The sequence below is a fragment of the Intrasporangium calvum DSM 43043 genome, assembly GCF_000184685.1.
Classification (GTDB): domain Bacteria; phylum Actinomycetota; class Actinomycetes; order Actinomycetales; family Dermatophilaceae; genus Intrasporangium; species Intrasporangium calvum.
The window spans coordinates 276,491-303,250 of the sequence record NC_014830.1 but is presented as its reverse complement, the minus strand read 5'-3'; the positions used below and the strand labels follow the sequence as shown (position 1 = coordinate 303,250).

Sequence of the window (26,760 nt, the reverse complement as noted above, 5' to 3'; positions counted from 1 at the left end):
CCGAGGCCTCATACAGCCAGCGGGCAACATACGTGCAATAGAGGGTGATGCGCGCTCCACGGCACAGGAGGCGCCTTACCCTCTCGGCCGCTCGACTTCCGCGATCAGCCGGGCGACGGCCTCGTCGAGTGGCGCCAAGTCCGCCTTGATGGTGTCCTCGACGATCTGCAGTTCGGTCGCGAAGTAGTGATGGGCCAAGTTGTCTCGCGACCGCGCAATCGTGCGCCACGGAATGGCAGGCTCCCTTGCTGTGAGTTCTTCGCTGAGACCCTTGACGGCCTCGCCGATTTCGAGGAGTCGCATCCGCACCGCGTCGAACACCACAGCCTCGCTGAGAGTCCCCTGTGCAACATGGGACCGAATGGCCGCAATTGCGTCGGCGATGTCATAGAGCCGGTCGAGTCCGAACGGCTCATAGAGCAACCAAGTCTCGTTCCACGCGCGGACGGATGCGCGGCTTGAGGCTTCCGATGGTTCCGAGGTCGACCTCAACGCCCAGAACCTCTTCCAACTCGACCTGAATGCCTGCCAGGTCGAAGAGGCTCGTCCCGCGGGGGAGCTCGACGAGCAGGTCGAGATCGCTGCCGGGGCGATCGTCCCCGCGCGCAACGCTTCCGAATATTTGGGCGTTGGTCACACCGTGGCGGCGCAGCACCTCGCGCAACTCCTCCCGGTGAGCTGCGACGAGTCGGCCTGTTGGGCCACTGAGTGGCCCACGAGCCGGTGCTGCAGTCTCGGTCATAGCCCCATCGTATCGGCGTCGCGTCACATCACGACTTCCCCAGCGTCGGGCTCGCCCGGCAAACACCGACCGACCCACCGATGTGACGTCTTCCGATGCACCCGCACCCGCGCGACCTCACTCGCGTCCGTGAAGGCCAACCCTCGTACCGACCGCGTCCAACCGCCGCTCCCTGTGCTGGCTCAAGACATCCTGAACTGACACCCTCCTCCAGCGGGTCGCGACCCACCCTCGGCGGGCTGCGCGCCTACGCTGGCCGAGTGGACTGTGCGGGGAGAGTCCGGAGTGCTGCAGGCGCCTTCGCGCTGCTGACTCTCGCTGCCTGCACGAGCACCGCGGGGCCACCCGCGAGAGCGCCGACCGCCCCGACCGCCTCTTCCGGTTCTGCCGCGACCGCGACAGCTTCGGTCAGCGCACCGTCGTCCTCCTCCTCCCCGATCCCCACCGCAGCGCCCCCGACGTTCCCGCTGGCCGTCGTCACCGGACTGACCAACCTCCCTCCTGGCCTGGTGCAGCCGGCCACCAAGGTGCTGTCGATCACCGGCAAGGGGCCGTTCGGCATGTTCGGCCCCGACCTGTTCGGGGACGAGAAGGCCAGGGCCCTCGACTACCCGGTCCTCGCCACGTCGGAACCGGGGGCTGGGCTGGAAGCGAGCTGGGCGGCATACGACCCGTCTGAGATCTGGACTCTCACGAACCTGGGGAGCCTGTGCGCCGACCGCGGCGCTGCGACCCAGGCCGTGGCCCGAGGCAAGGGGTGGGACTGGGTCTTCGGTGGGGGGACCGCACGGTACGCCGCGCCGACCGTCGTCGACCCACCCGACCGCGAGCCCTACCACGCTGTGCAGCCGGTCGACACCGGACTCGACGGCACTTTCGCCCAGGTGATCCGGCGGTCCGACATCGCGATCGCCGACCACGAGTGCCCAGTGGTCGCCGACGAGGACTGGAGTCCCCAGCTCGGGCGCGCGCTCGTCTTCAGCGTCCCGGAAGCCGTGCTGCCCCAACCGTGGGAAGGTAGAGTCCCTGTGCCCGAAATCACCCTATTCCAAGGTTCTCCATGACCCCCTCCACCAGACGAAACCTGGGACCGACGACCCTGGCGGCCGCCGCGCTCCTCCTGCCCTTCGTGCTCTCCGCGGCAGCCTCGGCGTCTGCCCAGGTCCAGCCGAGCGAGACCGGATCCCCGGCCCGCGCCTCGTCAACGGTCACCGCGTCGGCCAGTACCCGCCCGCCGACCACGCGCCAGACGAACCACGCGCTCCTCGGGGCCGACCAGGTGCCGGGCGTCACGGCCCTCGCCGCCGCTGACTCCGCCGAGGCCGCCGAGCACGCCGGCGGCAAATCCGTCAAGGTCGTCTCCGCCTCGACGCCCGTCACCCTTCCCGACCTCGGCGTCGTCGGTGTGACCTGGCGCGCCGGCTCCGCCCCCGGTGCCAGCATCCAGTACCGCACCCTCGACGGGTCGACGTGGTCGGACTGGGCGTTCCTCGAGCTCGATGGCGACCACGCCCCTGACGACGCGGAAGCGAAGGAGGCAGCCGCAAAGCTCGGCGGGGCGCGCGACGGCTCCGCACCGCTCGTGACGACGGACTCCGAGCAGGTCCAGGTCCGAGTCCTCGCCGCGGACGGGTCGACGCCCGACGACGCGCAGCTCGCAGTGATCGATCCGGGGACCTCTGGGACCTCCCCCCAGCCCACGGCCCCGACGACCTCGGACAGCACACCCGGCACCTCGACCACGCCGGGGACGATGACCGGCGTGGCCGAGCCGGTGATCCGCACCCGTGCCGACTGGGGCGCCGACGAGACGCTCCGCGACCCCTCCGAGCCGGACTACGGCTCGGTGGACCTCGCGGTCGTGCACCACACGGCCGGGTCCAACAGCTACTCCGAGGCGGACGTGCCGGGCATCATCCGGGGCATCTACGCGTACCACGTGAAGACGAGGGGCTGGCGCGACATCGGCTACAACTTCCTCGTCGACCGGTTCGGCCGGATCTGGGAGGGTCGCTACGGTGGCGTGGACCGGGCCGTCGTCGGCGCGCACGCCTACGGCGTCAACTCCTGGTCGATGGGCGCCTCCGTCCTGGGCGATTTCGAGACGACCGCACCACCGGATGCTGACAAACAGGCCATCGGTACGGCGTTGCGCGACCTCATCGCGTGGAAGGCGGACGTGCACCGCTTCGACGTCCTCGGCACGACGACGATCGGCGGTGTCACGTACGACAACATCTCGGGCCACCGGAACGTCAACCAGACCGAATGCCCCGGGCAGTACCTCTACGCCACCCTCCCCTCGTTGCGGACCGCCACCGCCGCCCTGTCACCGAGCGCCCCCCGATACGCCGGCATCAACCGCTACGCCACCGCAGCCGCGGCCTCGGCGGCGACCTTCGCGCCGGGAGCCCCCGTCGCGTACATCGCCACCGGCGCCAGCTTCCCCGACGCGCTCGCCGGCGGCCCGGCGGGCGGGTACCGGGGCGGGCCGGTCCTGCTCACGACCAGGAGCTCGCTCCCGGTGGACACCGAGACCGAACTGCAGCGGCTCAAGCCCGCCGAGATCGTCATCCTCGGCGGAACGGCGGCCGTCTCGGACGCGGTCAGGTCTGAGCTCGCCGTGTGGGCCCCGACCGTGACGCGCGTGTCGGGAGCCGACCGGTACTCGACGGCGGCGGCCGTGTCCGCTCGAACCTTCGGCACCGGCGTCCCGGTCGCCTACATCGCCACCGGCGCAAACTTCCCCGACGCTCTGGCCGGCGGGCCCGCGGGCGGTTTCCGAGGGGGGCCGCTCCTGCTCACGACCAGTGCCACCGTGCCAGCGCCGACGCTCACCGAGCTCGGCCGCCTCAACCCGGCGAGCATCGTCGTGCTGGGCGGGACCAGCGCGATCTCGCCTGAGGTCGAGTCCGTCCTCCACGACTACGCGCCCTCCGTGGTCCGGGTCGCCGGCGACGACCGCTTCGCCACCGCGGCCGAGACGTCACGACGGACGTTCTCTCCGGGCGTGCCCGTGGTCTTCGTCGCCACGGGGACCAACTTCCCGGACGCGCTCTCCGGCGGACCCATGGGAGGCGACCTGGGCGGCCCCGTCCTCATCACCCGCCCGGACACCCTGCCGGCGACGACCGCCGACGAGCTGACTCGCCTCGCGCCCGGCAAGGTCGTCGTGCTCGGTGGCACGGCTGCGGTCTCTGACGCAGTGTCCAAGCGGCTCTACAACTACGAGGTGCCGCCCAGCCCCTGACCCAGCCCTGACGCAGCCCTGACCCAGCCCCTGACCCAGCCCCTGACCCAGCCCCTGACGATCCGGGCATTCGCCTCCCGCGGGGAGCCTCCACGGGACACCATGGACAGCGAACCGTGAGGAGGCAGCATGACCCATCCGACGTGGCGTGGCGTGACGATCTGCCCCTGCCTGAAGGAGCCGCTCGACGAGCTCGCGCGGGCATCCGGGAAGGACATCCTCGTCTCGCCCATCAAGGGGTTCGGCTCGTACCAGGTCGGCCGGACTGCGTCGGCGGGGACGGGCTCCGGGGGTGGACACGTCGATCTCGCCCTGCGGGGCCTCACTCCCGAGCAGAAGCTCCGGCTCGAGGGCCTGGCGCGGCGGATCGGCTTCTACGCCGACATCCGGGAGCCGACATGGTGGTCGCCGACCCGGAGGCAGTGGCTCAGTGAGAAGTGGTCCTCCCACCTGCACATGCTGCTCAAGGACTGCCGTCATCTCTCCCCGGAGGCGCGGACCCAGCTGCGCGACTGGTACTCCGGTGGGAACGGCCTCGTCGGCAGCGACCCCGACGACGGGGACCGGACCCATCTGCGCCAGACGTGGAAGCAGTACCGCAGCGACCGGCAGGGCGTGCGACCACCCGCACCGCAGGCGACCATCGCCGTCGCCAACCTCAAGCACGGACGCAGGAACGGCGACGTCAAGCGCTACCAGGCTGCGGTGTGGCGCCGGCTCGCGGCAGCCACTCGCGCGAGGATCCTTGCCGCGAACCACCTGAAGGAGACCCAGATCGCGGATGGTTTCTTCGGCGACGTCACGGTCGAGATGACGACCGCGCTGTACCGCCAGATCGCGGCGAGGGAGCCTCAGGGCGGCTGGCCGATCTGGGCCGAGCCCGGCCCCCGCCTGCTCAAACGACTGGGTTTCATCCCGGCCGGCGCCCGCGACCTGGACGACCCACACGACGAGTTCGGCGAGCCCGATTCGGTCTCCGATCCCGTGTCCGCTAACATCGACCCGCACCCCGCGGGTGTAGTTCAGTAGCAGAACACCTCCCTTCCAGGGAGGAGACGTGAGTGCGATTCTTGCCGCCCGCTCGACGCACGGAGGGCCCGGTCAGCTGACCGGGCCCTCCGTCGTCTCCGCAACCTCCCACCCAAGGAGGCGTATGCCGCTGAGCCGGCCCAGCGGCATACGTCCCCCTGGGTGGACGGCGGGGTCAGTCGGGCAGGCGCGCGGTGCGGAGGCGTCGAAGCGTCTCGTCGAGCGTGTCGAGCTCGCCCGGGGCGAAGTCGGACAGGATGCGCTGCAGGTTGCCCTCGTGCACCGCGACCGCCTTCGTGAGGACCTGCTGGCCCTGCGTGGTGAGGGCTGCATAGACGACCCGGCGGTCCTGCGCGCAGGGGACCCGTTCGATCAGGCCGGCCGCCACCATCCGGTCGACCATCCGGGTGACGCCGCCCCCAGTGAGGGCGACCTGCTCGGCCAGACACCCCATGGGGGCCAGGCCGGCGTCAGCCCGGGAGATGCGCAGCATGACCTCGAACCAGGTGTGCGGCACGCCGGCCTCGCGCTCCAAGGAGTCGCCGAGCTGCTTCTCCAAGGAGTTGTACGCCTCCATGAGCAGGCCGAAAGTGGAGACCAGGTCGTGGTCGGTGGTCGTGGTGGTCATGAAAGTAGTTTAACACGCAACTATTTGACACGCCGCCACTCGGAGTGCAAGATAGTTGACGAGTCAATCAATCTACTGAGGAGACATCATGCACGTGGCAATCATCGGTTCCGGCAACGTCGGCGGCGCGCTCGCAGGCGCCGCAATCGCAGCCGGTCACTCGGTCACCCTGTCCGCGGCCGACGCCGCCCACGCCGCCGAGGTCGCCGGCCGGACCGGCGCGACCGCAGCTGCGACCAACGCAGAGGCCGTGCGCGACGCGGACGTCGTCGTCCTCGCCATCCCCGGCCTCGCGGTCCCGGCCGTCGCCGACGAGCTGCGCGACGCCCTGCAGGGCAAGGTCGTCATCGACGCGACGAACCCGCTCAACGAGAGCTTCACCGACACGTTCACCACCGACCGGTCCGCTGCGGAGGAGCTGCAGGAGCGCGTCCCCGGCGTCCCCGTCATCAAGGCCTTCAACACGATCTTCGCGAGCCGTCACGGCAACCCGAGCGAGGGTGGCCAGCCGCTGGACGCCTACATCGCCGGCGACGACGCCGCCGCCAAGGCCAAGGCCGCAGAGCTGGCCGGTTCGCTCGGCTACCGCGTCATCGACGCCGGCAGCCTCCGGATGGCGCGCGCCCTCGAGGAGATGGCCTTCCTCAACATCTCGCTCAACGCCGGCAACGGCTGGACCTGGCAGAGCGGCTGGAAGCTCGTCGGCCCGACGGAAGCCCAGTGAGCTCGGACTTCGGTCCCGCGCAGGTGGCGTGGGCCGGGTCCGAGGACCCGGCCGCGCCCCTGGTCGTCCTCCTGCACGGCCGTGGAGCGGATGAGCGCTCCATCCTCTCGATCGCTCCCCATCTGCCCGACGGCCCCGCCTACGCTGCGGTGCGAGCGCCCATCGGCGAGGGTGGCGGCTACGCCTGGTTCGCCAACCGCGGCATCGGGCGACCCGTGGCCGAGTCGCTGACGGCGACCATGGCCTGGTTCCGCGAGTGGCTCGACGGTGTGGCCCCCGCTGGCCGGCCCGTCGTGCTCGTCGGTTTCAGCGGTGGCGCCGCGTTCGCCGGGGGGCTCCTCCTCGCGGACCCGCAGCGCTTCGCCGGTGCGGCCATCCTCTACGGAACCCTCCCGTTCGACGCGGGCGTGCCCGTGACGCCGGGGCACCTGGCGGGCACAGACGTGTTCGTGGCGCAGGGCGACGCGGACCACGTCATCCCGCGGGAGCTGCTCGACCGCACCTGGGACTACGTCACCGGCGAGTCCGGCGCGACGGCTCGCACCCGTCGCGACCCGGGCGGCCACGGCATCACCGGGGAGACGGCGGCCGAGCTGCGCGACTGGGTCGCCTCCATCACGCAGGCCTGACGCCCGTGGAACGCCCCCGGTGCCGAGCCGGGGGCTGTTCGACTCCCCACACCCTCTTGCATTCGTTACCGAGCAGTAGCATCATGGAAGTGACCCGCCAGTAACTTGGCGTGCGCCCGAAGGGCGTCATCTTTCCTGACGAGAGCGAGTGGAGGACCCCATGGGCCACTACAAGAGCAACGTACGCGACCTCGAGTTCAACCTCTTCGAGGTGCTCGGCCGAGGCGAGATCCTCGGACAGGGCCTCTACAGCGACGTCGACGTGGACGCCGCCAAGGACATCCTGCGCGAGGTGGCCCGCCTCTCCGAGAACGAGCTCGCCGAGAGCCTGCTCGACTCCGACCGCAACCCGCCCGTCTATGACCCGGCCACCCACTCGGTGACGATGCCCGAGTCCTTCCACAAGTCGTTCAAGGCCTACGTCGACGGCGACTGGGGCAACCTCGACGTCCCGGCCGAGCTCGGCGGCATGGTCATCCCACCGTCACTGCGCTGGGCGACCGCCGAGATGGTCTGCGGCGCCAACCCCGCCGTGCACATGTACACCGCGAGCTACTCGTTCGCGAACCTGCTCTACCACCTGGGCACCGACGACCAGAAGAAGCTGGCCAAGCACATCGTCGACAAGGCCTGGCACACGACCATGGTCCTCACCGAGCCGGACGCCGGCTCGGACGTCGGCGCCGGACGGACCAAGGCGATCCAGCAGCCCGACGGCACGTGGCACATCGAGGGCGTGAAGCGCTTCATCACGTCGGCGGAGTCCGACCTCGTCGACAACATCGTCCACTTCGTCCTCGCCCGGCCGGAGGGTGCCGGCCCCGGGACCAAGGGGCTCTCGCTCTTCATCGTGCCGAAGTTCCACGTCGACCTCGAGACGGGTGAGCTGGGTGAGCGCAACGGCGCCTATGTCACGAACGTCGAGCACAAGATGGGGCTCAAGGTCAGCACCACGTGCGAGGTGACCTTCGGAGACAAGGAGCCAGCCGTCGGCACGCTCCTCGGCGACGTCCATGACGGCATCGCCCAGATGTTCCACGTCATCGAGAACGCGCGCATGTTCGTCGGGACCAAGGCCATCGCCACCCTCTCCACCGGCTACCTCAACGCGCTCGAGTACGCCAAGCAGCGCGTCCAGGGCGCGGACCTGACGCAGATGACCGACAAGACCGCTCCGCGCGTCACGATCACCCACCACCCCGACGTCCGCCGCTCGCTCATGCTCCAGAAGTCCTACGCCGAGGGGCTGCGCGCGCTCGTCCTGTACACGGCGACCCAGCTCGACACGGTCGCCCAGGCCCAGAACGGAAACCGTACCGTCGCGGTCGAGAAGGGCTCCGACGCCGAGCTCGCCAGCCGGGTGAGCGATCTGCTCCTGCCGATCGTCAAGGGCCTGGGGTCGGAACGGGCCTGGGTCCTGCTCGGCACCGAGTCGCTGCAGACCCTCGGCGGCTCCGGCTTCCTGCAGGACTACCCGATCGAGCAGTACGTCCGGGACGCCAAGATCGACACCCTCTACGAGGGCACGACGGCGATCCAGGGGCTCGACTTCTTCTTCCGCAAGATCGTCCGGGACAAGGGCCAGGCCCTCCAGCACGTCGCCGGTCAGATCCAGGAGTTCGCCAAGGACCTCGGTGGCTCGCTCGACACCGAGCGCGAGCTCCTCGGCAAGGCCCTCGAGGACGTCCAGGCCATCGTCGGTCACATGATCAACGACCTGATGAAGAGCGACCCGCGCGTCGGCGGCGAGATCACCAACCTCTACAAGGTGGGCCAGAACACGTCGCGACTGCTCCTCAGCGCCGGTGACCTCATCGTCGGCTGGCTCCTCCTCCGCCAGGCCGCCATCGCCCAGGCCGCCCTTGACGCGGGCGCCACGGGCAGGGACGCCGACTTCTACCGGGGAAAGGTGGCCGCCGCGTCCTTCTATGCGAAGAACGTCCTGCCGAAGCTCGCCGCGGAGCGGGCCATCGCCGAGAGCATCGACAACGACCTGATGGACGTGCCCGAGTCGGCCTTCTGACACCATCGAAAGAGCAGTTCGTGACACCCGCGGTGTCACGAACTGCTCTTTCGATGTGGGAGGCGTGTCACGAACTGCTCTTTCGACGAGGGCCGGCGGAAACTCGGTGGCACCCGCCTCGGGCACCTGCCTACCGTCGTGTCCATGGGCACCGTTCAGCTGGATGTCAACGACGACCGCCTCACCCGGCAGGCCCACCAGGCGCTCACCGCGAGCCGGGCGGTCGGCCGACCGTGGTACGAGCCGCCGTCGTTCGAGGAGACCGTCGTCGACTGGCGGCACGAGGACCAGGCCGAGCCGAAGGAGATCTGGGTCGCCGAGCACGACGGTGAGGTCACCGGCCTCGCCATGCTCTACCTGCCCATGGAGGACAACACCTGGCTCGCGTGGTGCGACCTCCACGTGCACCCTGAGCACCGCCGCCGCGGCCACGGCTCCGCGCTCATGGACCGCGTGGTGGAGCGGGCCAAGGATGCCCGCCGTACCTCGCTCGTCACCGAGTTCATGGTTCCGGTCGACGAGCCGGAGCACGGGTACCGGCGCTTCGTCGAGCGCCACGGCTACACCCTGAGCAACACCGAGGTCGTCCGCCACCTCGATCTTCCCGTTCCCGACTCCCAGCTGCAGCACCTGGACTCCGCGAGCCGGCCCAGGTGGGCCGGCGACTACCGGCTCGAGACCTATGTCAACGGAGTGCCGGAGGCGCTCCAGCCGTCCCTGTGCGAGGTGATGAACCAGCTCATCGTCGACGCCCCTACCGGGGAGATCGAGTACGAGCCCGAGTCGATGAGTCCCGGCCGCTACCGGGAGCACCTCGGCGTGGAACGGCAGATGGCCCGGACCCGGCTCACGACGGTCGCCCTGGGTGCCGCCGGAGAGGTCGTGGGCTACTCGGACCTCGTGCTGCCGGCCGGTGCACCGACCACCGTGTTCCAGTGGGGCACCTACGTCCACCGCGAGCACCGTGGCCGCCGCCTCGGAATGGCGATCAAGGTGGAGAACCTCCGAAGGCTGCAGGCTGACCACCCCGAGCGCCGCCGGGTCGTCACCGGCAACGACGGCACCAACTCCTGGATGGTCAGCATCAACGAGGCGCTCGGCTTCCACGTCGTCGAGCTGAGTCCGGCCTACCAGCGCAAGCTGGACTGAGACCGGTCAGCCAGCGGCGCGGTGCCACCAGGCGCGGCTGGCTCCTGGCAGCACGGCCAAACCGGCAGCGAGCACCCCGAGGCCCACGACCGGAGTGACCTCCCCCAGGAGGAAGAAGACGGGTCGGCTGCCGAGAACGTCGACCCCGACGATCGAGACCATCAGGATCCCGAAGAAGACCAGGACCGCCGACAGCGCCGCCGCGACATCGGAGCGACGAGCTGCCGTCGTCGGGACGTCCGACGCGGTACGGGGCCCCCGGTCGAAACGGACGAACACCGCCACGACGACAGCCGTGACGACGAGGAGCACCGCGAAGAGCAGCGGCCTCGTCAACCACCACCTCCACGACGCCACCGCCGGCTGCTCGACCCCCAGCGCCCACAAGGTGACGAGGACGACCATGAGCGCCGTGAGGTGCCACAGGAAGGCGGTCATCGCGAACGGCGCGGCCCGGACCACGACCAGCCACGCACGGGGGCGCCGGAGGACCCGGTTCATCACAGGCCGGGCCACCACGGCGAGGCCGCAGATGCCGATCCCCTGGGCGAGCAGGGCCACGGTCGGCGGGGCCATGTTGGAGACCGGCTCGCCCGGGAGGCCCACCATCGACGTCGGGTAGGGGCCGACGGTCACGGCGACCAGCATCCCGGCGTAGCCGGCCACGACCATCAACCATCCGACGCGAGGGGTGAGCCGGTCGTCCCGCCACAGGAACCCGAGCTGGTGGAAGGCGAGCCACACCAGGGCGAAGTTGAGGTTGCCGGCGAGCCCCACCGCATTGAACCGGACCACGTCCACGAGGACAGCCGCCCCGGCGAGGAGCCCAGCGGCATACGGCCCCCATCGTTCATGGAACGTCCGCATCACCGGAGCGAGCGCGCACGCCCCCAGGTAGATGCCGACGAACCACAGCAGCTGCGGCACGCCAACGAGGGCATCGCGGGCGAACCGCCCGACGGTCCCCGGCCGCGCCGTCAGTCCGGTCACGTGGGCGACGACACCGAGCGCGACCCAGAGCGCGAGGAACGCGAGCGTCGGACGAAGGAGGCGCACCGCCCGGCCCCGGAAGAACGTCGCGTAGCGGCCCGGCGTACCCGGCGCCACGCGGCGGTCGAGCGACTCCAGCGCGTACGAGTGAGCCACGCCACCGACGAGGAAGAAGATCGGCATGACCTGGAGGAACCACGTCAGCGGCTGCAGGGCGGGCACCTCGGTGAGCGCGTTGGTGATCTCGCCCCCCGGCGTGAGACCCACCATGAGCCAGTGACCGAGGACCACCACGAGCAGGGAGCCGGCCCGCAGGGCGTCGACCCAGCGATCCCGGTGCGCGGGGGTCGCCGCGGCAGCCTGCGCGGCCGGGTCGGGTGAGGCCGTCGTGGAACGGGTCGTCACTCTCCCATGGAACTACGAAGGCGGGTCGGGCGCGTCACTTTGCGCCCAACCCGCCTTCGTGGGTCCGTGGGAGGAACCTGATGAGGGAGGGATCAGTACCGCTCGTCCCGGCGGTCGATGATCTCGTCGCGACGCTCGACGACGTCCGGGCCGCGACGCTCGACGACCTCGGGCGCTCCGCGGTGCTCGGTGACCGTGGTGTGCCGCGTGCGCTGGGCGTTCTGGATGATGCCCATGATGAGGGCGAGTGCGCCACCCACCATGAGGATGATCCCCACGGTGTCGAGGTTGTAGTTGAGGATGTTCTCGTCGAGTCCGGTGAACGTCAGGATCGCCCCGAGAACCAGCAACGTGATACCGAGTCCGATACCCATGTCGTCTCCTTCTCCGTGCCTTCTCGGGCGGGCCACGCGCCCGCCTCGGACCTCACTTACCCGCGACGGCCGAAGATCACACGCGTCAAGCCGAGAATCACCGCAACCGCGAGCAAACCCGCCGACACCCACAGGGCGAGCGCCGTCGCCCGGGCAGGCCTTCCTCGGCGTGCTGGTGGGCGGCGGCGATGACGGCGGAGCCGACGGGGTCCGGGACGAGTTCGGTGAACGCGTCGCGAAGTCCCGCCTCCCATCCACGCTCGACCTCGGGCTCCTCACGCTCCTCGGAGGTCCAGCGTCAGCTCAGTCGGCCCGTCGGCCACGAGCGTGAGCGGGATGCCCCAGTCCTGCTGGAACAGGTGGCAGGCCGCGTGCTCGGGCAGGTCATCCGTCTCTGGGTCCCCGTCGCAGGCCGCCGCCTGCACCGACACGTGCAGCGTGCCCGTCCGGATGCCGCTCGCCAGGGTGAGGGTGCGGCGCAGCCCCCGTGTCCTGCCGCCTCCGTCGAGGAGGAGGCCCTCGGGGGAGGCGGACACGTCGAGCACGGTGGGATCGCCCCACCGGTCGTCGAGCTTCTGGCCCTTGGGCGGCACGAAGGTGACCTCGAGTCGCACCTCCCCGGGGGCGAGCTCGGTCGCCGGCCGTTGGGTCCGGCGGGCCGGGCCGTCGACCCGCTGGGCGTCCTCGGGAAGGGCGATCCGGGTGAGCCGGTGGGCAGCCGACTCGACGACGACGAGGCGGGTCCGGCCGCTCTCGGGATCACCCTCGACCACCGCGTCGCTCGGCTCGGCCAGGTCGCGGGCCAGGGTGGTGACCTCCCCGGTGACCGGGTCGTAGCGGCGGATCGCCCCGTTGTAGGTGTCGCTGACGGCGACCGACCCGTCGGGGAGCTCGGTGACGCCGAGTGGGTGTTGCAGGAGGGCCTGGGCTGCGGGTCCGTCACGGTGGCCGAAGTCGAACAGGCCCGTTCCCACGTGGGTCTGGACGGTGAGGCCGCCGGTGTCGTCGATCGCGACGGATCGCAGGGCGGACGTCTCGCTGTCGGCGACCCACACGCGCCGCCCGTCGGCGGAGGTGCACAGCCCTGACGGCTGGGCGAACCAGGCCTGTGCGCCCGGACCGTCCCGCAGGCCCTCGTTGGTCGTGCCGGCGATGACCTCGACCGTCCCACCCGGAGTGGGTGCCGTCTCGGGCGGGCCGGCAGGCGACCACGCCCAGAGCTGGTGGGTGCCGGCCATGGCGATGATGAGCCGACCATCGAGCCATGCGAGGTCCCACGGCGTCGAGAGGTCCTGCTGCCGCGCGGGTGCGCCCCCGCGACGCTGGCGCAGCTGTCGTCCCGTGCCGACCAGCGGGTGGATCGTGCCGTCCGAGAACCGGATTCCCTTGACCTGATGGTTCACCGAGTCGGCGACGACGAGGTCGACGCCGTACTGGTCGCGCACCTTGGACGTGGCGAGGACGAGTCCCTGGGGCTCGTTGAGGACACCGGGACCGCCCCAGCGCCGGCGCTCCGTCTCAAGATCGGCCTCGAGGTGGACGACCTGGTGGTTGGCCGTGTCGGACACGACGAAGGATCCGTCGTCGAGGGCCACGACCTTGCCCGGGAAACGGAGGGCCGTGTCGGGCGCGGGCGGCGGGACGAAGGGGTCGCCTCCCGGCTGGAGCGTGCCCTTGGCCGCATGCTCCTCGATGAGCTCGCCCACGAGGGCGGCCAGACCGGGGCCGTGCCCCTCGCCGGACATCGACGCGACGACGTAGCCCTCGGGGTCGACGACGACGAGGGTCGGCCAGGCGCGAGCCGTGTAGGCGCGCCACGTGACGAGCTCGGGGTCGTCGAGGACGGGATGGTGGACGGCGTAGCGCTCGACCGCCGCGGCGAGTGCGTCCGGGTCGGCCTCGTGCTCGAACTTGGGCGAGTGCACCCCGACGATCGTCAGCGCGTCAGGGTACTGCGCCTCGACCGGACGCAGCTCGTCGAGGACGTGGAGGCAGTTGACACAGCAGAAGGTCCAGAAGTCGAGAACGAGGACGCGACCCCGGAAGTCGGCCAGCGACAAGGCCCGTCCGCCGGTGTTGAGCCAGCCGCGGCCGACGAGCTCGGGAGCCCGGACCTTGACCCGGGCCCGGAGGGATGGCTCAGTCGTCACCGCAGCCGCCGGTCGGCGAGCACGGGGAAGGCCCCCCGCCACGCGTGGGTCTCGGCGGGGTCGAACTCCACGCTGAGAACCTCCTCGTGGTGACCGGCGGTCGCGAGCACGACGCCCTGGGCGTCGACGACCTGCGACCGGCCACCCATCTCGTGGCCGGCGTGGGTGCCGGCGGTGTTGCACTGGATGACGACGCACTGGTCCTCGACCGCCCGGGCCTGGCCGAGCAGGGTCCAGTGCGCAACCCGCTTGGCGGGCCAGGCCGCGGGGATGACGAAGACCTCGGCGCCACGGTCGAGCAGGGCGCGGTAGAGCTCCGGGAAGCGCAGGTCGTAGCACGTCGACAGGCCGACGGCCACGGAGGCGCGAGGCCCGGCCGATGCCACGGGGACGTCGATGACGACGAGGTCCGCGCCGGGGTCCATCAGCTTCGGCTCCCCCTCGCCGAAGCCGAACCGGTGGATCTTGCGGTAGGTCGCGACGAGCTCCCCAGCGGGGGAGAACACGAGCGAGGTGTTCCAGAGGCCGTGGCCGTCGCCGTCGGTCGGGGTGGCTCGCTCGACGATGCTCCCGCCGTGGAGGGTGACGCGCGCCTCGCGGGCCGCGGCCGCGAGCGCCCGGGCGACGGGGCCGTCGACGGGCTCCGCACGCTCGTCCCAGGCTCGGTAGTCGAAGCCTCCGGCCGGCCACAGCTCCGGGAGGACGACGAGGTCGTGACCCTCCTGGGCCAGGACGAGGTCGACGACGCGGGCCGTGCGATCGGCGACGCTCTCGTCGTCACCGTAGGCGAGCTGGATGAGGGCTACCTTCATGCGCCAACTCTCACACATGCCGGCTGGGTCGGCCGCCTCGTGTCAGCTGGCGAGGGTGCCGCCGGCCCGGACCTCGCGCCGCTTGTCGGCGAGCTGGTCGCGCCACTCGTCGTCGGACTGGACGAGGTAGACGAGGCCGCAGTCCTGGGGTCCGCTCGCCCCGGGGAAGCACAGGGTGCACGGCTCGCCGATCCGGATCGGACACTTGGGCGTGGGCACACCGGCCATGGGAACCTCCTGCGGCAATCCTACATTGTGTAGTAGTTAAACGCGAAACTACTTGGCCGTATGCCGCTGGGCTCGCTCCCCGAGACCGGCGCGGGTCCCAGCCCTCCCGCCCTCTCACTCGAGGGTGCGCTTCTTGCCGGTTTCATCGCATCGAGTGTGCAGCAGATGCCAGCGGGTCCTCGGCAGGAAGTGCACACTCGACTGGGGAGAGGTCAGGGGCGGGGCCGCTCGTCGTGCCGGGCCAGGCGGGCCAGGTGCTCGTTGTAGGCCGTCAGCTCGGCGTCGCCGTCACGGTCGGCGTGCCGGTCCCGTCGGCGCCCCTCCGCCTTGTCGGTCCGGGACCACTGGACGGCGACGAGGAGGGCGAGCGCGAGGGACGGGAGCTCGCCGATGGCCCACGCCACCGCTCCGCCGTTGCGCTGGTCGGCCAACGGGTCGTCGACCCAGGACAGGTCGATCGCCGTGAAGAAGTCTGGAGCCAGCACGGCCGTGCCGCTGATCATCGCGACCCCGAAGAACGCGTGGAAGGCGATCGTCGCGAACAGCACGATGAGCCGCAGGGCCGGGCTCCACTTCGCCGGGCCGGGGTCCGAGCCGACGAGCACCCAGGCGAAGAGGTAGCCCGCGATGAGGAAGTGCGCGGTCATGATGAGGTGCCCGGTGTGGGTCGTCAGGGCCAGGTAGAACAGGTCCGTCCAGTAGAAAACGACGAGGCTCATGAAGAAGAACGCCGCCGCGAAGATGGGGTTGCCGACGACCTTGAGGTACGGCGAGTGGACGAGGCCCAGGAGGAGCTCGCGGGGACCGAGGGTCCCGTCCAGCCGGGCCCGGAGGCTGCGCAGCGCGAGGGTCACCGGGGCGCCGAGCACGAGGAAGATCGGCACGACCATGGCCTCGACCATGTGGAGAGTCATGTGCCAGGAGAAGGCGACCCGCCCGTAGATCCCGAGCGCGCCGTTCGTCGCCCAGATGAAGACGAGCCAGCCCGCGACCCAGCTCACGGTGCGCAGCACCGGCCACCGGTCCCCTCGGCGGGCCAGTCGGACCACACCGGCGACGTAGAGGCCGATCGCGAGCAGCGCCGTGGCGAGGAAGAGCCACTCGACCCGCCAGGCGGTCACCCAGGAGAGGGCGGTGGGGGACGGCGGCTCGGGGAAGCCGGTCAGCGCGAGGGCGGCACTGGGGTTCGCGACGGTCTCGGGGACAGGCGGCTGGGTCCGGGCCAGGGCCGTGGCGAGGCCGAACGCCACACCCATGACGACGATCTCGCCGATCGCCAGACGGAGGAAGGCCCAGCCCGGACGGGACTCGGCGCGCTCCCGCTCGAGGGCATGGATCGTGACGCGCCGGTGCCACCAGCCCGCGAAGCCGAGCACGATGAACGCCCCGGCCTTGAGCAGCACGAGGACGCCGTAGGGGGACGTCAGGTCCTCCACTCGGGCGAACCGCGTCGAGGCGGCCATCACCCCGGAGACGCCCAACGCCACGAAGGCCCAGAGCGCCACGGACGAGTAGCGCCGGGCCACCACGGCGAGGGCATCACCAAGGGCACCCCGGAGCAGGATGAGGGCGAGCAGACCACCGGTCCAGAGGGTGGCGCTGAGCAGGTGCACCGCGAGGGCGTTGACCGCGGTCTCGTGGTCCGCGGACCCGCCGGCGTGGCCGGTCAGTCCGAGCACGACGACGCCGAGGACGGCGAGGACCACCAGCGCCACAGCCACCGACCGGGCGCGACCGAGCGAGGCGAAGGAGGCGACGATGAAGGCCGCCATCGTCGAGATCAGCTCGACCCGCAGCGTGTCGATGGACCACACGGAGCGGAGCAGCTCGGCAGCGAAGGCCGGGTGGTCGAGCGGGAGCCCCGCCGCATCGGCGAACGTGAAGACCACGCCGACCGCGCCGGCGCTGGCCCAGACGAACGCCGCCGCCGTCGCGACCCGGAAGGCCGCGGCCCGACGGGGCTCCTCGAGCGCCGCAGACGCGGCCCGTGTGGGACCGGGGATCATCGTCGCGGCCAGCAGCAGCGCGCCCACGGTGAGGGCCGCCGCGACGTCATGGACGACCCGGACCAGGGGCAGGGCCCAGCGCACCACGGGACCCGCGTCGGTGAGGCCGGCCGGTGGCGCTGCGACGGCGCCGCTGAAGACTGCGGCGAGCACGCTGGCGGCGAGTCCGGCCACGACGGCCAGAGCGACGGCCCACGGCAGCACGGAACGACCCACGGCGACGTCACGGGCGGCTGAGGGCATGGCTCCAGCCTAAGTAGTCTGGGGGCATGCCTCTGCACCCGGCCGCACCCGACGACCAAGGCGGCCTTCTCGACGCCTTCGAGCAGGTGGTCCAGGCGATCGTCGACCTGGGCTGGGCCTGCCGTGAGGAAGACTTCGAGAAGCCGACCGAATGCCCGGGCTGGACCGTCAAGGACCACATGGTCAAGGTGGTCGCGACCGAGAAGGCCTTCGCCGCCCTCCCGCGCGAGCCGCACGGCCCCGCCAACCGGGCCGAGGTGCGCAACGAGTTCAACCGGATGGTGGACCTCGAGGTCGCGGCGCGCCGGCAGTGGACCGGGCGCAGCGTCATCTCCGAGCTCGCTGACTTCCACCAGCACCGGATGTCCCAGCTGCGCTCCCTCGACGTCGACCTCGACACCGAGATCGCCGGCTTCTTCCGGGAGCGCACGACGTTCGGCGACCAGCTCCGCGCGCAGATCACCGAGACGTGGGTGCACGAACAGGATGTCCGGACGGCCCTGGACCGCCCCGGCAACCTCGACTCACCGGCGGCCGCGGTCTTCACCGCAGCCATCGTCGATGCCCTCCCCCTCGTCGCCGTCCGGGACGCGGGGATCGAGCCGGGGTCGGCAGTCGTCCTGGACGTGACCGGTCCGGTCCTCGCGAGGGGCGGCGCCCGCGTCGTCGAGGGCCCCGACGGTCGACCGGTCGGCGAGGCGCTGTTCAGCGGTCAGGACCCGGAGGCCGGGGAGCCCCTCGACGTGACGACGATCCAGCTGACGACGGAGGCCCTGACCCGGAGGGCCGCGGGGCGGCGGACCCGCGACGAGATCCACTTCACCATCCTCGGTGACGAGTCGGTGGGTCACCGGATCCTCGATGCGCTCGACGTGCTCGGCCCCGCTGCCTCCTGACTGATCCGGCCACCCCGGGCTGCTCCGCGACGAGCTCGAGTCAGGCGGGGTCGAGCCGCCCTGCGAGGACGGCTCGAGTGTCGCCGCCGGTCATCCCTGCCCGTCCGAGGACGTGCTGCCGAACTGCTGCTCCTGCCCTCGGACCACCTCCTCGGCGACCTGGGTCAGCTTCATGTTCAGCTCCTGGGACGTCCGCCGGAGCACGCCGAAGGCCTGCTCGGAACCCATGTGGTGCGCCGCCATGAGCAGCCCCACGGCCTTGCCGATCTCACGGTTGCTCTGGAGACCGAGGCGGAGCGTCGCCGCCTCTTCACGCGCTCGGACGGCCATCAGGGCCACCGACGCGAACGAGGCCAGGACCGCGCCCTGGTCGGCGGAGCGCTCGGTGAGCGCGCCCGGCTCGTCGGCGAAGAGGTTGAGCGCCCCGACCTTGTCGCCGTCGAGGAAGAGTCGGTAGCCGATGGCCGACCGCACCGGGGTCTCGGCGAGGACCCGCTCGGTGAACCGGGGCCACGGGCTGGTCCCCGACGTGAGGTCGGTGTCGTGCTGGTAGGCCTCGTCGAGAACCGCGTCGTAGCAGGGGCCCTCGCGGACCTCCCGCTCGATCTGGTCCGCGAGCCGGGCGATGTCGTCGGTCGACGCGGCGGTCACGAACCGGTCCCGCCGCTTGAGCATGATCGAGGCTCGCTCGCACCCGTCGACGAGCCGTCGCGCCGCATCGACGATCGTCTGGTAGACGTCGGCCTCGTCCGCCCCGGCGTAGATGAGTGCGGACAGCCGCACGAAGACGTCGCGAGTGCCTTGGTCGGCCGGCAGGTGCTCGCTCATCCCCTGTCCTTCGCTCGTGGTCGCCTCAAGCCGGGCGCTGCGCCCCGCTGCGCTCATCCTCGCACGATCCCGTCCATGCGTGCCCCCCGGGCCGGTCCCCCTGGGAGGGAGGTGGCACCCGGGTGCCCTCGGCCGCGGGGCGAGCCCAGCGGCATACGGCAGCCGTATGCCGCTCAGCCGGCACCCGCTGCACGTGACGCGAAAGGGTCGGCGGGGTCAGCGGAGGTTGTGCATGTCCCGTCGCGAGAGGAAGCGCCGCGTGGCGAGCGCCATGAGGAAAGCGGCTCCGCCGGCGACGACGGCGACCCAGTAGCCGTGGCGCGGCCCGACCCGGTCGATCACCGCACCCGAGACCGCCGACCCGGCGGCGATGCCGATGATCAGCCCGGTGAGGACGAGCGTCATGCCCTCGTTGATCTGGGCCCTCGGGACGATCCGCTCGATGAGGTTCATCGTCGTGATGAGCGTCGGAGCCGTGGCCATGCCTGCGACGAGCATGATGCCGGCGAGGACCCAGAGGTTTCCGGCGAGGAGCACCGGCGCCTCGAGAACCATCATTCCGAGCGTGCCGACGAGCAGCAGCTTGAGCAGGTTGCGCCCGTGCGAGATCTGGCCGAAGACGAGGCCGGAGGCCGCGGAGCCGACTGCGAAGAGCCCGAGGACCGCCCCGGCGACGTTGGGGTGACCGGCGTCCTCGGCGACGGCGAGCGTGACGACCTCGTTCACCCCGAAGATCGCGCCGGTCATCACCATGATGAACGCGAGCGGCAAGATTCCGGGATGGCGGTGCGCGCCCCCACCCGGACGCTCGTGGTGCGGCACGATCGGTGGCTCGGTGGAGCGAGCCGAGACGAAGACGAGCACGCCGACCGCGTAGCAGATCGCCGCGAAGAGGAACCCGGCCTCGGGGAACAACGTCGTCGACAGCCAGATGGCCAGGACCGGCCCGATGACGAAGGTGACCTCCTCCATCACCTGCTCGAACGACATCGCCGTGTGGAGGCTGCGGGGGTCGTGGGCGAAGATGTGCGACCACCGGGCGCGCGCCATCGTGCCGAGGTTGGGGATGACGGCGCACAGGGGGAAGGTGATGAACAGCACCCACGAGGGCCACCCGCGCCAGGAGGCGACCATCGTCATGGCCGCCCAGAACCCGGACCAGATGAAGAAGGGGACGGCCACCCGGCTCTGCCCGTAGCGGTCGACGAGCCTCCCCAGGACGGGTGCCGCGACGGCGAGCGCCACGAGCCCGGCTGCCATGACCGCGCCGGCCAGCTCGTAGGAGCCGCGCCGCGCCGCGACCATGGCGACGGTGGCCACGGCGAACATCGCCCCCGCGGAACGGGCGGTCATCCCTCCGATGATGAAGGTCCGTGCTCCCGGCACCTCGAACAGAGGACGGTACGACGACAGCACAAGAGCATCCTGGGTGTCGGGTGGAGGGCCGGGCGGGTGGGGTGCCGACGCAGGGTCGGCCCGAGCCATAGTGGCACGGCTGGCGACCGACTGCGTCAGCGACCGTCTGGTTCAGCTCGTTCGGCCCGATCGGCTCGCGGACCGTGCTTGCGCCGCAGCGACCACATCTGCGGCGAGCGCTCGAGCTCGACGGCGACGTCCCACGGGATGCCACCGGGGGCGGTCTCCCGCCGGAAGCTGCGCACGAGGCGACGGGCGAGCTCCGGGTCCTTGGCGACGCGGGCGGCCAGGGCGTGCGCCTCCGCCTCGACGTCGGCGTCGTCGTGGGCGGCCCAGGCCAGGCCGAGCTGGACGGCCCGCGCACCGTCGACCTCCTCGCCGAAGAGGCCCATCGCCGCGGCGGCCTCCCGCCCGGCCACCCGGCCCAGGAGCGTGAAGTGCCCGCCGCCGGGATGGATGCCGATCTGGGCGAAGCCGGGCAGCAGCCGGGCGGATGTGGAGACGATGCGCAGGTCGGTGGCCAGCGCCAGGTTGAGGCCGGCGCCGACGGCGGCCCCGCGGACGGCCGCGACGGTCGGCACGGCGAGGTCGCCGATGGTCGTGAAGGCGCGGTAGACCGTCTCGAGGTTGCGGTAGGCCTCGTCCTCGACGGGGTCCAGGCCGGTGTCGGCGAGGACGGCGCGGACGGCGCCGGCGCAGAAGTGCGGGCCGCCCGTGACGACGACGGCGCCCACGGCGTGGTCCTGCCCCGCGGCCTGCGCGGCGTCGATCAGCTCGCGGGACATCTCGACCGACAGGGCGTTGCGCCGCTCCGGGGCGGACAGGGTGATCGTCGCGACTGCGTCCGCCACGGTGTAGGTCACTTCACTCACGGGGGTCTCCTTCGTCTCGGTCGTGGCCGGCCGCGGTCAGCGTCGGCCGGTGAGGATGAGCGGCCACAGGCGGTCGCGTCCGGCGGAGGCCGCGAGCTCGGCGAGCGTCTCGTCCCACTCGTGCACCGAGCCGTACTCGCTGCGCCGGACGAGGATCGGCTTGGTGAGGACGTGGAGCTCGTGCTCGAGAGTCGTGCCGATGGCCCCGAGGACCTGGTGGGCGTTGCGCACGACGACCGAGGCCGCATGGCCCACGCAGGACTTGGCCACCCCGACGGCGAAGAGCATGCCGGGGTCCTGCCACTGCGAGGCCGCCGCCCGGGCCACCGCCGTGTCGGTCGCGGCGCGGGCCAGCGACGACTCCGTGGCGATGTCGGCCACGAGGTGCTGGACCGCCTGGAACCGGCCGATGGGCCGGCCGAACTGCTCCCGCTCGCGGGTGTGGGTGAGGACGACCTCGAGGACCCGCTCCATCGCTCCGCACACCTGCGCCGAGCGGGCCAGCGCCCCTCGGAGGTGGAACTGGTGGCCGACCGAGTCGTCCACGAAGGGCGCGGACGCGAGGTCGACGAGCTCGAACTCCACCGTGTCGCAGGGCTCTCCGGCGAGGTTGCGGGACTGGGTCAGGCCGACTCGCTCCGTCGGGACGTCGGCCACCCGCCAGCGGTCCGCGTCCTCCCAGAGCGCCACGATCGACGCGGAGTCCCGGGCGAAGGTGACGTTGAGGGCCCGCCCCGAGGGGTCCGGGCGGCACACGGTCCGCAGGGCCCCGTCGTTGGGCAGGCCGGCCTCCTCGAGCAGCCACGCGCCGAGCATCCCGTGCTCGACGAGCGGGACCGGCGCCCCTGCCGCTGCGGCGAGCCCGAGGAGGGCGGACCCCTCGACCCAGCTCGCGCCGCTGCCCCCGCTCGCCTCGGACGCGGTGAGCCTCGTCAGGCCGAGCTCGTCGAGCTGGGCCCACAGTCCGAGGTCGAGGTCGAGGAGCTCGGTGGGCGCCGGCCTGGTCGATCGGTACGTGGCGAAGAGGTCCGTCAACATCGCGACGAGATCGGGGTCGGCGCTGGTGGACCTGGCGAGGTGCTCGAGCTCGGCCATCACCGCATCCCCAGTCCGCGGGCGATCACGCCGCGCAGGATCTCGTTGGTGCCGCCGCGCAGGGTGAACCCGGGTCGCTGCAGGATCGCCGCGTGCAGGAGGGTGTGCAGCTCCTCGTCCTCGATCCAGCCGGTCGCCGTCAGCGTGTCGACGTAGTCGGCGATGTCGCCCTCCGTCGTCGTGCCGAGGACCTTGACGGCCGCCGCCGCCGTGTCGGCGTCGGCGTGCGCCTCCAGGGCGGTCGAGACGGCGAAGGACATCTGGTGGAGGGCCGCGACCCGGGCGACGTGGCGGCCGAGGCCCGGGTCGAGGGGCAGGACGCCGGCCTCCATCGCCTCGGCGGCGGCGGCCAGCAGCTGGAAGGTCGAGAGGTAGCGCTCCGGGCCGCTGCGCTCGAAGCCGAGCTCGGAGGTGACCTGCTGCCACCCTTCCCCGATCGTGCCGAGCACCCGGTCGTCGGGGACGAGGACGCCGTCGAGGTGGACCTCGTTGAAGTGGTGGTCCCCGCCCATCGAGATGATCGGGCGGATCTCGACACCGGGGGCCCGCAGGTCGACGATGAACTGGCTCAGGCCCTGGTGCCGGTGGGCCGGGTCGAGGGGGGCCGAGCGGGCCAGCGCGAAGAAGGCGTCGGCCTCGTGCGCGCCGGACGTCCACACCTTGGTACCGGTCAGGCGCCAGCCACCGTCGACCTGCTGCGCCCGGGTGCGCACGCTGGCCAGGTCCGAGCCCGAGTCCGGCTCGCTCATCCCGATGCCGAAGACGAGGTCACCCCGGCTGATCCGGGGCAGGAAGTGGCGCTTCTGCTCCTCGGTGCCGAACCTGAGCAGGGACGGGCCGATCTGCCGCTCGGCCACCCAGTGCGCCGCCACCGGGGCACCGACCACGAGGAGCTCCTCGGTGACGACGAACCGCTCGAGATAGGTCCGGCCCTGGCCGCCGTACTCCTCGGGGATGACCATGCCGAGCCACCCCCGCCGGCCGAGCTCACGGGTGAAGTCGCGGTCCCAGCGGGTCAGCCACGTGTCGACGTGCGGCGTGAAGCGACCTGACTCGATCTGCCCGGCGAGGAACTCCCGCACCTCGAGCCGTAGTCCCCTCAGGACCTCGCCCTCGACCACGACGGGAGGGACGATCGGCGCTCGGGGCTCCCGCGCCATGCAACCTCCCTCGGCATGCTGGCTGGCTCTCTGGGCCAGCCTCCCACACGCGCCGCCGCCGATGCACGCGTGGCCGTATGCCGCTCGCCGGCGACCTCGGCTGACACCGCAACACACCCGGCTCCTGACTGCTCGCCCCTGCTGCAGCACGGTGAGTTGCAGGTTTTCCGGGTGTGTTGCGGGGACTGGCTTGCGGGGACTGGCTTGCGGGGACTGGCTTGCGGGGACTGGCTTGCGGGGGATGGGGGGCGGGGGATGGGGTCAGGCGCCGCTGACCAGGAGGAACCCGACCAGCCCGACGATGACGGCGGTGATGATCCAGGCCACCGCCGTGGTCAGCCGGTGGTTGGCCATGGCGCCCATGAGCCGCCGGTCGTGCGTGAAGAGGAGGAGCGGGATGAGTGTCCCGGGGAGCGCGAACGACAGGATGACCTGGCTCCACACGAGCGCGAGGGTCGGCTCGACCCCGAGCCCGAGGATGATGAGCGCGGGCACCACGGCGAGGGTGCGCCGCAGCAGGGCAGGGATCGGCCGCCTGCCGAAGCCGGTCATGACGACGTCCCCGGTCTGCACGCCGACGAGGGTCGACGCGAGACCCGAGGCGAGCAGCGCCACCGCGAGCATCGTGGCCGCGATCTGCCCTGCCTCCGCCCCCAGGGCCGCGTAGGCGGTCTCGATGCTCGCGCCCGCCTCGCTCGGCAGGGCCGCGGCGAAGACGACGAGACTGATGTTGGCCGCGCCCGCCACGGTCATCGCGATGACGACGGAGCGCACTGTCTGCCGCCCGATCCGCAGGCGGACGGCCTGCGAGGGCTCGACCTGGCCGTCGTCGCGGGTCCGCGACGCCGCGGAGTGGAAGTGCAGGGCGTGGGGCATGACGGTCGCGCCGACGATGCCGACGGCGAGCAGCGCCGCCGACGAGTCCAGCGGGCCGGGCACCGCCGACCGCAGCAGCGCCACCCGGTCGACCTCGGCGACGAGCACCTGCCAGAGGAGCGAGCCGATGATGACGGCGAGCAGGACCAGGACCACGGACTCGAAGTGGCTGCGCCCGTGCACCTTGAGGTAGAGGACGACGAGGCTGAACCCGGTCACCGCGACCGCGCCCCACATGAGCGGCATCCCGAAGAGGAGGTACAGCGCGATCGCACCGCCGACGATCTCGGCGAGGTCGGTCATGATGACGACGATCTCGGCCTGGGTCCACAGCACGATGCGCCCGACGCCCGGGTACCGCCGGGCACTGTGCTCGGCGAGGCTGAGGCCGGTGACCATCCCGAGCTTGGCAGCGAGGTACTGGATCACCATCGCCGCACAGCTGGCGAACACGACGACCCACACGAGCGCGTACCCGTGCTCGGCGCCGGACGTGATGTTGACCCCGAAGTTGCCGGGGTCGACGTAGGCGATCGCCGCGAGGAGCGCGGGCACGAGCGTCCGAGGCGCACGCAAGGTCCCGCCGAGCCCGTGCTCGGGGGAGCGCGCGTCGACGTGCGACGGCAGCGCGCGGCCCGGTCGGTCACCCATGGTCAGAGCATGGGCCACAGGGACCCGTCGCGCCAACTCGGACAACCACATTCACCCGACGCTCACACCCACACGCATCAGCGGGCCGCCGCGAGACCGAGCAGCGCCGCGATCCCGAGGACGCTCCTGGGGTCATAGGCCGAGGTCCACAGCCCACCGTGGACGGCAGCGGCGGCCTCGTCCTGCCACGGGTGCTCACGGGCCGGCGCGCCGACGCGGAGGTCGTGGACGAGGAGGATCGCCATGAGGGTGTTCGCCGTTCCGGGCTCGAAGACCTCGACGCCGAACCGGTGCGCCCCGGCATAGGCCGCCGCGAGCGCCCGGTTCTTGACGACCGAGCGGGTCCGAGTGGGCGGGGCCACGTTGAGGGAGACGAGTCCCCCGTCGGCGCGATGGGCCGTGGCGCGCCACCGCTGGAGCCGCTTGGCGAGGAGGTAGTTCGGCCCCTGCTGGAGGACGACGGAGTCGTTGATGCCGGGGTCCTCGCCCGGCACGTAGTTGCGGCGCATCAGGCGCCCGCCGCTCAGCGTGCGCAACGGCACCCGCAAGACCTTGGACGTATGCCGCTGGGCGTAGTTCTCGACCGACCTGGCCACCGCGCCCCCGGGCACCGCGAACACGTCGGTGGGCGTCGCCAGGAACGCGAGCGAGACCTCGTCGCGCCCGCGCTCCGCCACGGCCCGCTGCGTCAGGACGTCGACGGCAGTGGCGACCCGCACGTTGGTGGCGCCGTCCGCGTAGACGTAGTTGCCGAGGACCAGCGGCCCCTCCTGCGACGTCACCCACTGGGTCACCGACGCGAGGTCGTGGACGAGGTCACCGCCCAGCCGGGACTCGACGGGACCCGAGCCCGGCTGCACCGGCACGGTCATCGAGCCGGAGAGCCGTCGGGTGTCGCCGATGAGCCGGTGCCAGAGGTCCTTGCGCGGCAGGTCGACCGCCACGACGTCGGCGCCCCACCGGAGGAGCGACCGGAGCGGGCCCATCTCGGCGGCGGCGCCGAGCACGACAATCGTCTGGTCGGACAGGTCCAGCCAGTCCGGGTTCGCGATGACCAGCTCGACCGCCTCCGCGCAGCTCGGCTCGACGACGCCGCGCTCGACCCACCCGGCCAGCACGCGACGGAGCCGGTCCCCGGAAGCGCGCTCAGCGGCATAAGGCAGGGAGATCGTGCGGTCGGGGGCGCCCTCGCCGCGGATGGTTGCGGAGCCCAGCCGGGTGACTGGCTCCTCGACCGCCGCCGCGAGCGCCACCTCGCCGGACGGCCCCGTCCAGCGCATCCGGGCATGGACCGAGATCAGGCCCTCCCTGGCGATGGTGTGGGCGGCCGCCGCGCCGGGCAGGCCCGCCTCGACGAGCCGGCGGAAGTGCTCGAGGTAGCCCTGCCGCCAGTTCGTCTCGCGGGCGGCCGACGCGGCCCCCACCGGGTCGACGGAGAGCAGCGCGTCCGCGACGACGGCCCGACCCACGGCGGCCGTGCTGCGCCGCCCCGACGCCTCGTCGAGCGGGAAGACGACACCGCGGTGCTCAGCCATGACCCCATCCTGCCGGTTCCGGGCGAGGCGTGACGGGCCACACACGTGC

Annotated in this window: 24 protein-coding genes and 1 tRNA gene; 9 read left to right on the top strand and 16 right to left on the bottom strand. The window is 71.6% G+C overall.

Annotated elements, in window-relative coordinates; genetic code table 11:
- Positions 1–75 precede the first annotated feature (75 nt).
- A complete protein-coding gene (locus INTCA_RS01420; RefSeq protein WP_013491156.1) occupies positions 76–423 on the bottom strand; it encodes a HepT-like ribonuclease domain-containing protein in 348 nt (115 codons plus the stop codon).
- The gene (locus tag INTCA_RS01415) at positions 413–742 is read right to left on the bottom strand and encodes a nucleotidyltransferase family protein (RefSeq protein WP_013491155.1); all 330 of its coding nucleotides are present in this window, start codon (positions 740–742) and stop codon (positions 413–415) included. Before INTCA_RS01415 ends, INTCA_RS01420 begins: the two co-directional genes overlap by 11 nt.
- Positions 743–1,251: 509 nt before the next feature.
- Between INTCA_RS01415 and INTCA_RS01405 the strand changes: the two genes are divergently transcribed.
- The 4 genes from INTCA_RS01405 (at position 1,252) to INTCA_RS01390 (ending at position 5,074) form a co-directional block, all read left to right on the top strand.
- Positions 1,252–1,806, top strand: coding sequence for a hypothetical protein (locus tag INTCA_RS01405; RefSeq protein WP_013491154.1), 555 nt, complete (start codon positions 1,252–1,254; stop codon positions 1,804–1,806).
- Positions 1,803–3,992, top strand: coding sequence for a cell wall-binding repeat-containing protein (locus INTCA_RS18470; RefSeq protein WP_013491153.1), 2,190 nt, complete (start codon positions 1,803–1,805; stop codon positions 3,990–3,992). The genes INTCA_RS01405 and INTCA_RS18470 overlap by 4 nt, the downstream gene beginning before the upstream one ends.
- A 129-nt stretch (positions 3,993–4,121) precedes the next feature.
- Positions 4,122–5,021 carry a hypothetical protein gene (locus INTCA_RS18885; RefSeq protein WP_013491152.1) on the top strand — a complete coding sequence of 300 codons (900 nt, stop codon included), beginning with the start codon at positions 4,122–4,124 and terminating at the stop codon, positions 5,019–5,021.
- Positions 5,004–5,074 (top strand) — tRNA-Gly (locus INTCA_RS01390). Before INTCA_RS18885 ends, INTCA_RS01390 begins: the two co-directional genes overlap by 18 nt.
- Before the next feature lie 122 nt (positions 5,075–5,196).
- Here the strand turns inward: INTCA_RS01390 and INTCA_RS01385 are convergent.
- Complete coding sequence (locus INTCA_RS01385) at positions 5,197–5,649, bottom strand: MarR family winged helix-turn-helix transcriptional regulator (protein WP_013491151.1); 453 nt, start codon at positions 5,647–5,649, stop codon at positions 5,197–5,199.
- A gap of 88 nt (positions 5,650–5,737) precedes the next feature.
- Here INTCA_RS01385 and INTCA_RS01380 point away from each other — a divergent pair, with 88 nt between their 5' ends.
- The 4 genes from INTCA_RS01380 (at position 5,738) to INTCA_RS01365 (ending at position 10,174) form a co-directional block, all read left to right on the top strand.
- The gene (locus INTCA_RS01380) at positions 5,738–6,373 is read left to right on the top strand and encodes an NADPH-dependent F420 reductase (protein ID WP_013491150.1); all 636 of its coding nucleotides are present in this window, start codon (positions 5,738–5,740) and stop codon (positions 6,371–6,373) included.
- Entirely contained in the window at positions 6,370–7,002 is a 633-nt protein-coding gene (locus INTCA_RS01375) for an alpha/beta hydrolase (protein ID WP_013491149.1), read from the top strand. Before INTCA_RS01380 ends, INTCA_RS01375 begins: the two co-directional genes overlap by 4 nt.
- A gap of 160 nt (positions 7,003–7,162) precedes the next feature.
- Positions 7,163–9,025, top strand: coding sequence for an acyl-CoA dehydrogenase (locus INTCA_RS01370; RefSeq protein WP_013491148.1), 1,863 nt, complete (start codon positions 7,163–7,165; stop codon positions 9,023–9,025).
- Positions 9,026–9,169: 144 nt separating this feature from the next.
- Positions 9,170–10,174: a GNAT family N-acetyltransferase gene (locus tag INTCA_RS01365; RefSeq protein ID WP_013491147.1), complete on the top strand. Its 1,005-nt coding sequence runs from the start codon at positions 9,170–9,172 to the stop codon at positions 10,172–10,174.
- A gap of 6 nt (positions 10,175–10,180) precedes the next feature.
- On the opposite strand, the gene INTCA_RS01360 is transcribed toward INTCA_RS01365, so the two are convergent.
- The 6 genes from INTCA_RS01360 to INTCA_RS01335 form a co-directional block, all read right to left on the bottom strand.
- A complete protein-coding gene (locus tag INTCA_RS01360; protein ID WP_013491146.1) occupies positions 10,181–11,569 on the bottom strand; it encodes an acyltransferase family protein in 1,389 nt (462 codons plus the stop codon).
- Positions 11,570–11,661: 92 nt separating this feature from the next.
- Positions 11,662–11,943, bottom strand: coding sequence for a DUF6458 family protein (locus INTCA_RS01355; RefSeq protein ID WP_013491145.1), 282 nt, complete (start codon positions 11,941–11,943; stop codon positions 11,662–11,664).
- A gap of 275 nt (positions 11,944–12,218) precedes the next feature.
- Positions 12,219–14,093, bottom strand: a complete 1,875-nt coding sequence (locus INTCA_RS01350) for an NHL domain-containing thioredoxin family protein (protein ID WP_013491144.1) — start codon at positions 14,091–14,093, stop codon at positions 12,219–12,221.
- A complete protein-coding gene (locus INTCA_RS01345; protein ID WP_013491143.1) occupies positions 14,090–14,905 on the bottom strand; it encodes a carbon-nitrogen family hydrolase in 816 nt (271 codons plus the stop codon). Before INTCA_RS01345 ends, INTCA_RS01350 begins: the two co-directional genes overlap by 4 nt.
- Positions 14,906–14,947: 42 nt before the next feature.
- Entirely contained in the window at positions 14,948–15,133 is a 186-nt protein-coding gene (locus tag INTCA_RS01340) for a DUF6767 domain-containing protein (RefSeq protein WP_013491142.1), read from the bottom strand.
- 212 nt (positions 15,134–15,345) lie between these two features.
- The gene (locus INTCA_RS01335) at positions 15,346–17,382 is read right to left on the bottom strand and encodes a bifunctional copper resistance protein CopD/cytochrome c oxidase assembly protein (RefSeq protein WP_013491141.1); all 2,037 of its coding nucleotides are present in this window, start codon (positions 17,380–17,382) and stop codon (positions 15,346–15,348) included.
- Between the two features lie 26 nt (positions 17,383–17,408).
- Here INTCA_RS01335 and INTCA_RS01330 point away from each other — a divergent pair, with 26 nt between their 5' ends.
- The gene (locus INTCA_RS01330) at positions 17,409–18,278 is read left to right on the top strand and encodes a maleylpyruvate isomerase family mycothiol-dependent enzyme (RefSeq protein ID WP_013491140.1); all 870 of its coding nucleotides are present in this window, start codon (positions 17,409–17,411) and stop codon (positions 18,276–18,278) included.
- A gap of 90 nt (positions 18,279–18,368) precedes the next feature.
- Here INTCA_RS01330 and INTCA_RS01325 read toward each other — a convergent pair whose 3' ends face one another.
- From INTCA_RS01325 to INTCA_RS01295, 7 genes are all read right to left on the bottom strand, one after another.
- Positions 18,369–19,106: a GAF and ANTAR domain-containing protein gene (locus INTCA_RS01325; RefSeq protein ID WP_013491139.1), complete on the bottom strand. Its 738-nt coding sequence runs from the start codon at positions 19,104–19,106 to the stop codon at positions 18,369–18,371.
- A 216-nt stretch (positions 19,107–19,322) separates the two neighbouring features.
- On the bottom strand, positions 19,323–20,459 hold the full coding sequence (locus INTCA_RS01320; RefSeq protein ID WP_234423873.1) for an MFS transporter: 1,137 nt from the start codon (positions 20,457–20,459) through the stop codon (positions 19,323–19,325).
- Between the two features lie 158 nt (positions 20,460–20,617).
- Entirely contained in the window at positions 20,618–21,394 is a 777-nt protein-coding gene (locus INTCA_RS01315; protein WP_013491137.1) for an enoyl-CoA hydratase-related protein, read from the bottom strand.
- 36 nt (positions 21,395–21,430) lie between these two features.
- Positions 21,431–22,489: an acyl-CoA dehydrogenase family protein gene (locus INTCA_RS01310; protein ID WP_013491136.1), complete on the bottom strand. Its 1,059-nt coding sequence runs from the start codon at positions 22,487–22,489 to the stop codon at positions 21,431–21,433.
- Positions 22,489–23,649 (bottom strand): acyl-CoA dehydrogenase family protein, encoded by a 1,161-nt coding sequence (locus tag INTCA_RS01305; protein ID WP_013491135.1) that lies wholly within the window; start codon positions 23,647–23,649, stop codon positions 22,489–22,491. The genes INTCA_RS01310 and INTCA_RS01305 overlap by 1 nt, the downstream gene beginning before the upstream one ends.
- Before the next feature lie 261 nt (positions 23,650–23,910).
- The gene (locus INTCA_RS01300; RefSeq protein WP_114610919.1) at positions 23,911–25,176 is read right to left on the bottom strand and encodes an Nramp family divalent metal transporter; all 1,266 of its coding nucleotides are present in this window, start codon (positions 25,174–25,176) and stop codon (positions 23,911–23,913) included.
- Positions 25,177–25,253: 77 nt separating this feature from the next.
- Positions 25,254–26,711, bottom strand: a complete 1,458-nt coding sequence (locus tag INTCA_RS01295) for a hypothetical protein (RefSeq protein ID WP_013491133.1) — start codon at positions 26,709–26,711, stop codon at positions 25,254–25,256.
- Positions 26,712–26,760 lie beyond the last annotated feature (49 nt).

Excerpts from the sequence above, each read along its gene's own strand:
- INTCA_RS01415 (WP_013491155.1), bottom strand. The coding sequence starts at position 742 with ATGACCGAGACTGCAGCACCGGCTCGTGGGCCACTCAGTGGCCCAACA.
- INTCA_RS18470 (WP_013491153.1), top strand. The coding sequence starts at position 1,803 with ATGACCCCCTCCACCAGACGAAACCTGGGACCGACGACCCTGGCGGCC.
- INTCA_RS18885 (WP_013491152.1), top strand. The coding sequence starts at position 4,122 with ATGACCCATCCGACGTGGCGTGGCGTGACGATCTGCCCCTGCCTGAAG.
- INTCA_RS01385 (WP_013491151.1), bottom strand. The coding sequence starts at position 5,649 with ATGACCACCACGACCACCGACCACGACCTGGTCTCCACTTTCGGCCTG.
- INTCA_RS01380 (WP_013491150.1), top strand. The coding sequence starts at position 5,738 with ATGCACGTGGCAATCATCGGTTCCGGCAACGTCGGCGGCGCGCTCGCA.
- INTCA_RS01370 (WP_013491148.1), top strand. The coding sequence starts at position 7,163 with ATGGGCCACTACAAGAGCAACGTACGCGACCTCGAGTTCAACCTCTTC.
- INTCA_RS01365 (WP_013491147.1), top strand. The coding sequence starts at position 9,170 with ATGGGCACCGTTCAGCTGGATGTCAACGACGACCGCCTCACCCGGCAG.
- INTCA_RS01355 (WP_013491145.1), bottom strand. The coding sequence starts at position 11,943 with ATGGGTATCGGACTCGGTATCACGTTGCTGGTTCTCGGGGCGATCCTG.
- INTCA_RS01345 (WP_013491143.1), bottom strand. The coding sequence starts at position 14,905 with ATGAAGGTAGCCCTCATCCAGCTCGCCTACGGTGACGACGAGAGCGTC.
- INTCA_RS01340 (WP_013491142.1), bottom strand. The coding sequence starts at position 15,133 with ATGGCCGGTGTGCCCACGCCCAAGTGTCCGATCCGGATCGGCGAGCCG.
- INTCA_RS01335 (WP_013491141.1), bottom strand. The coding sequence starts at position 17,382 with ATGCCCTCAGCCGCCCGTGACGTCGCCGTGGGTCGTTCCGTGCTGCCG.
- INTCA_RS01330 (WP_013491140.1), top strand. The coding sequence starts at position 17,409 with ATGCCTCTGCACCCGGCCGCACCCGACGACCAAGGCGGCCTTCTCGAC.
- INTCA_RS01325 (WP_013491139.1), bottom strand. The coding sequence starts at position 19,106 with ATGAGCGAGCACCTGCCGGCCGACCAAGGCACTCGCGACGTCTTCGTG.
- INTCA_RS01320 (WP_234423873.1), bottom strand. The coding sequence starts at position 20,459 with ATGACCGCCCGTTCCGCGGGGGCGATGTTCGCCGTGGCCACCGTCGCC.
- INTCA_RS01310 (WP_013491136.1), bottom strand. The coding sequence starts at position 22,489 with ATGGCCGAGCTCGAGCACCTCGCCAGGTCCACCAGCGCCGACCCCGAT.
- INTCA_RS01305 (WP_013491135.1), bottom strand. The coding sequence starts at position 23,649 with ATGGCGCGGGAGCCCCGAGCGCCGATCGTCCCTCCCGTCGTGGTCGAG.
- INTCA_RS01300 (WP_114610919.1), bottom strand. The coding sequence starts at position 25,176 with ATGGGTGACCGACCGGGCCGCGCGCTGCCGTCGCACGTCGACGCGCGC.
- INTCA_RS01295 (WP_013491133.1), bottom strand. The coding sequence starts at position 26,711 with ATGGCTGAGCACCGCGGTGTCGTCTTCCCGCTCGACGAGGCGTCGGGG.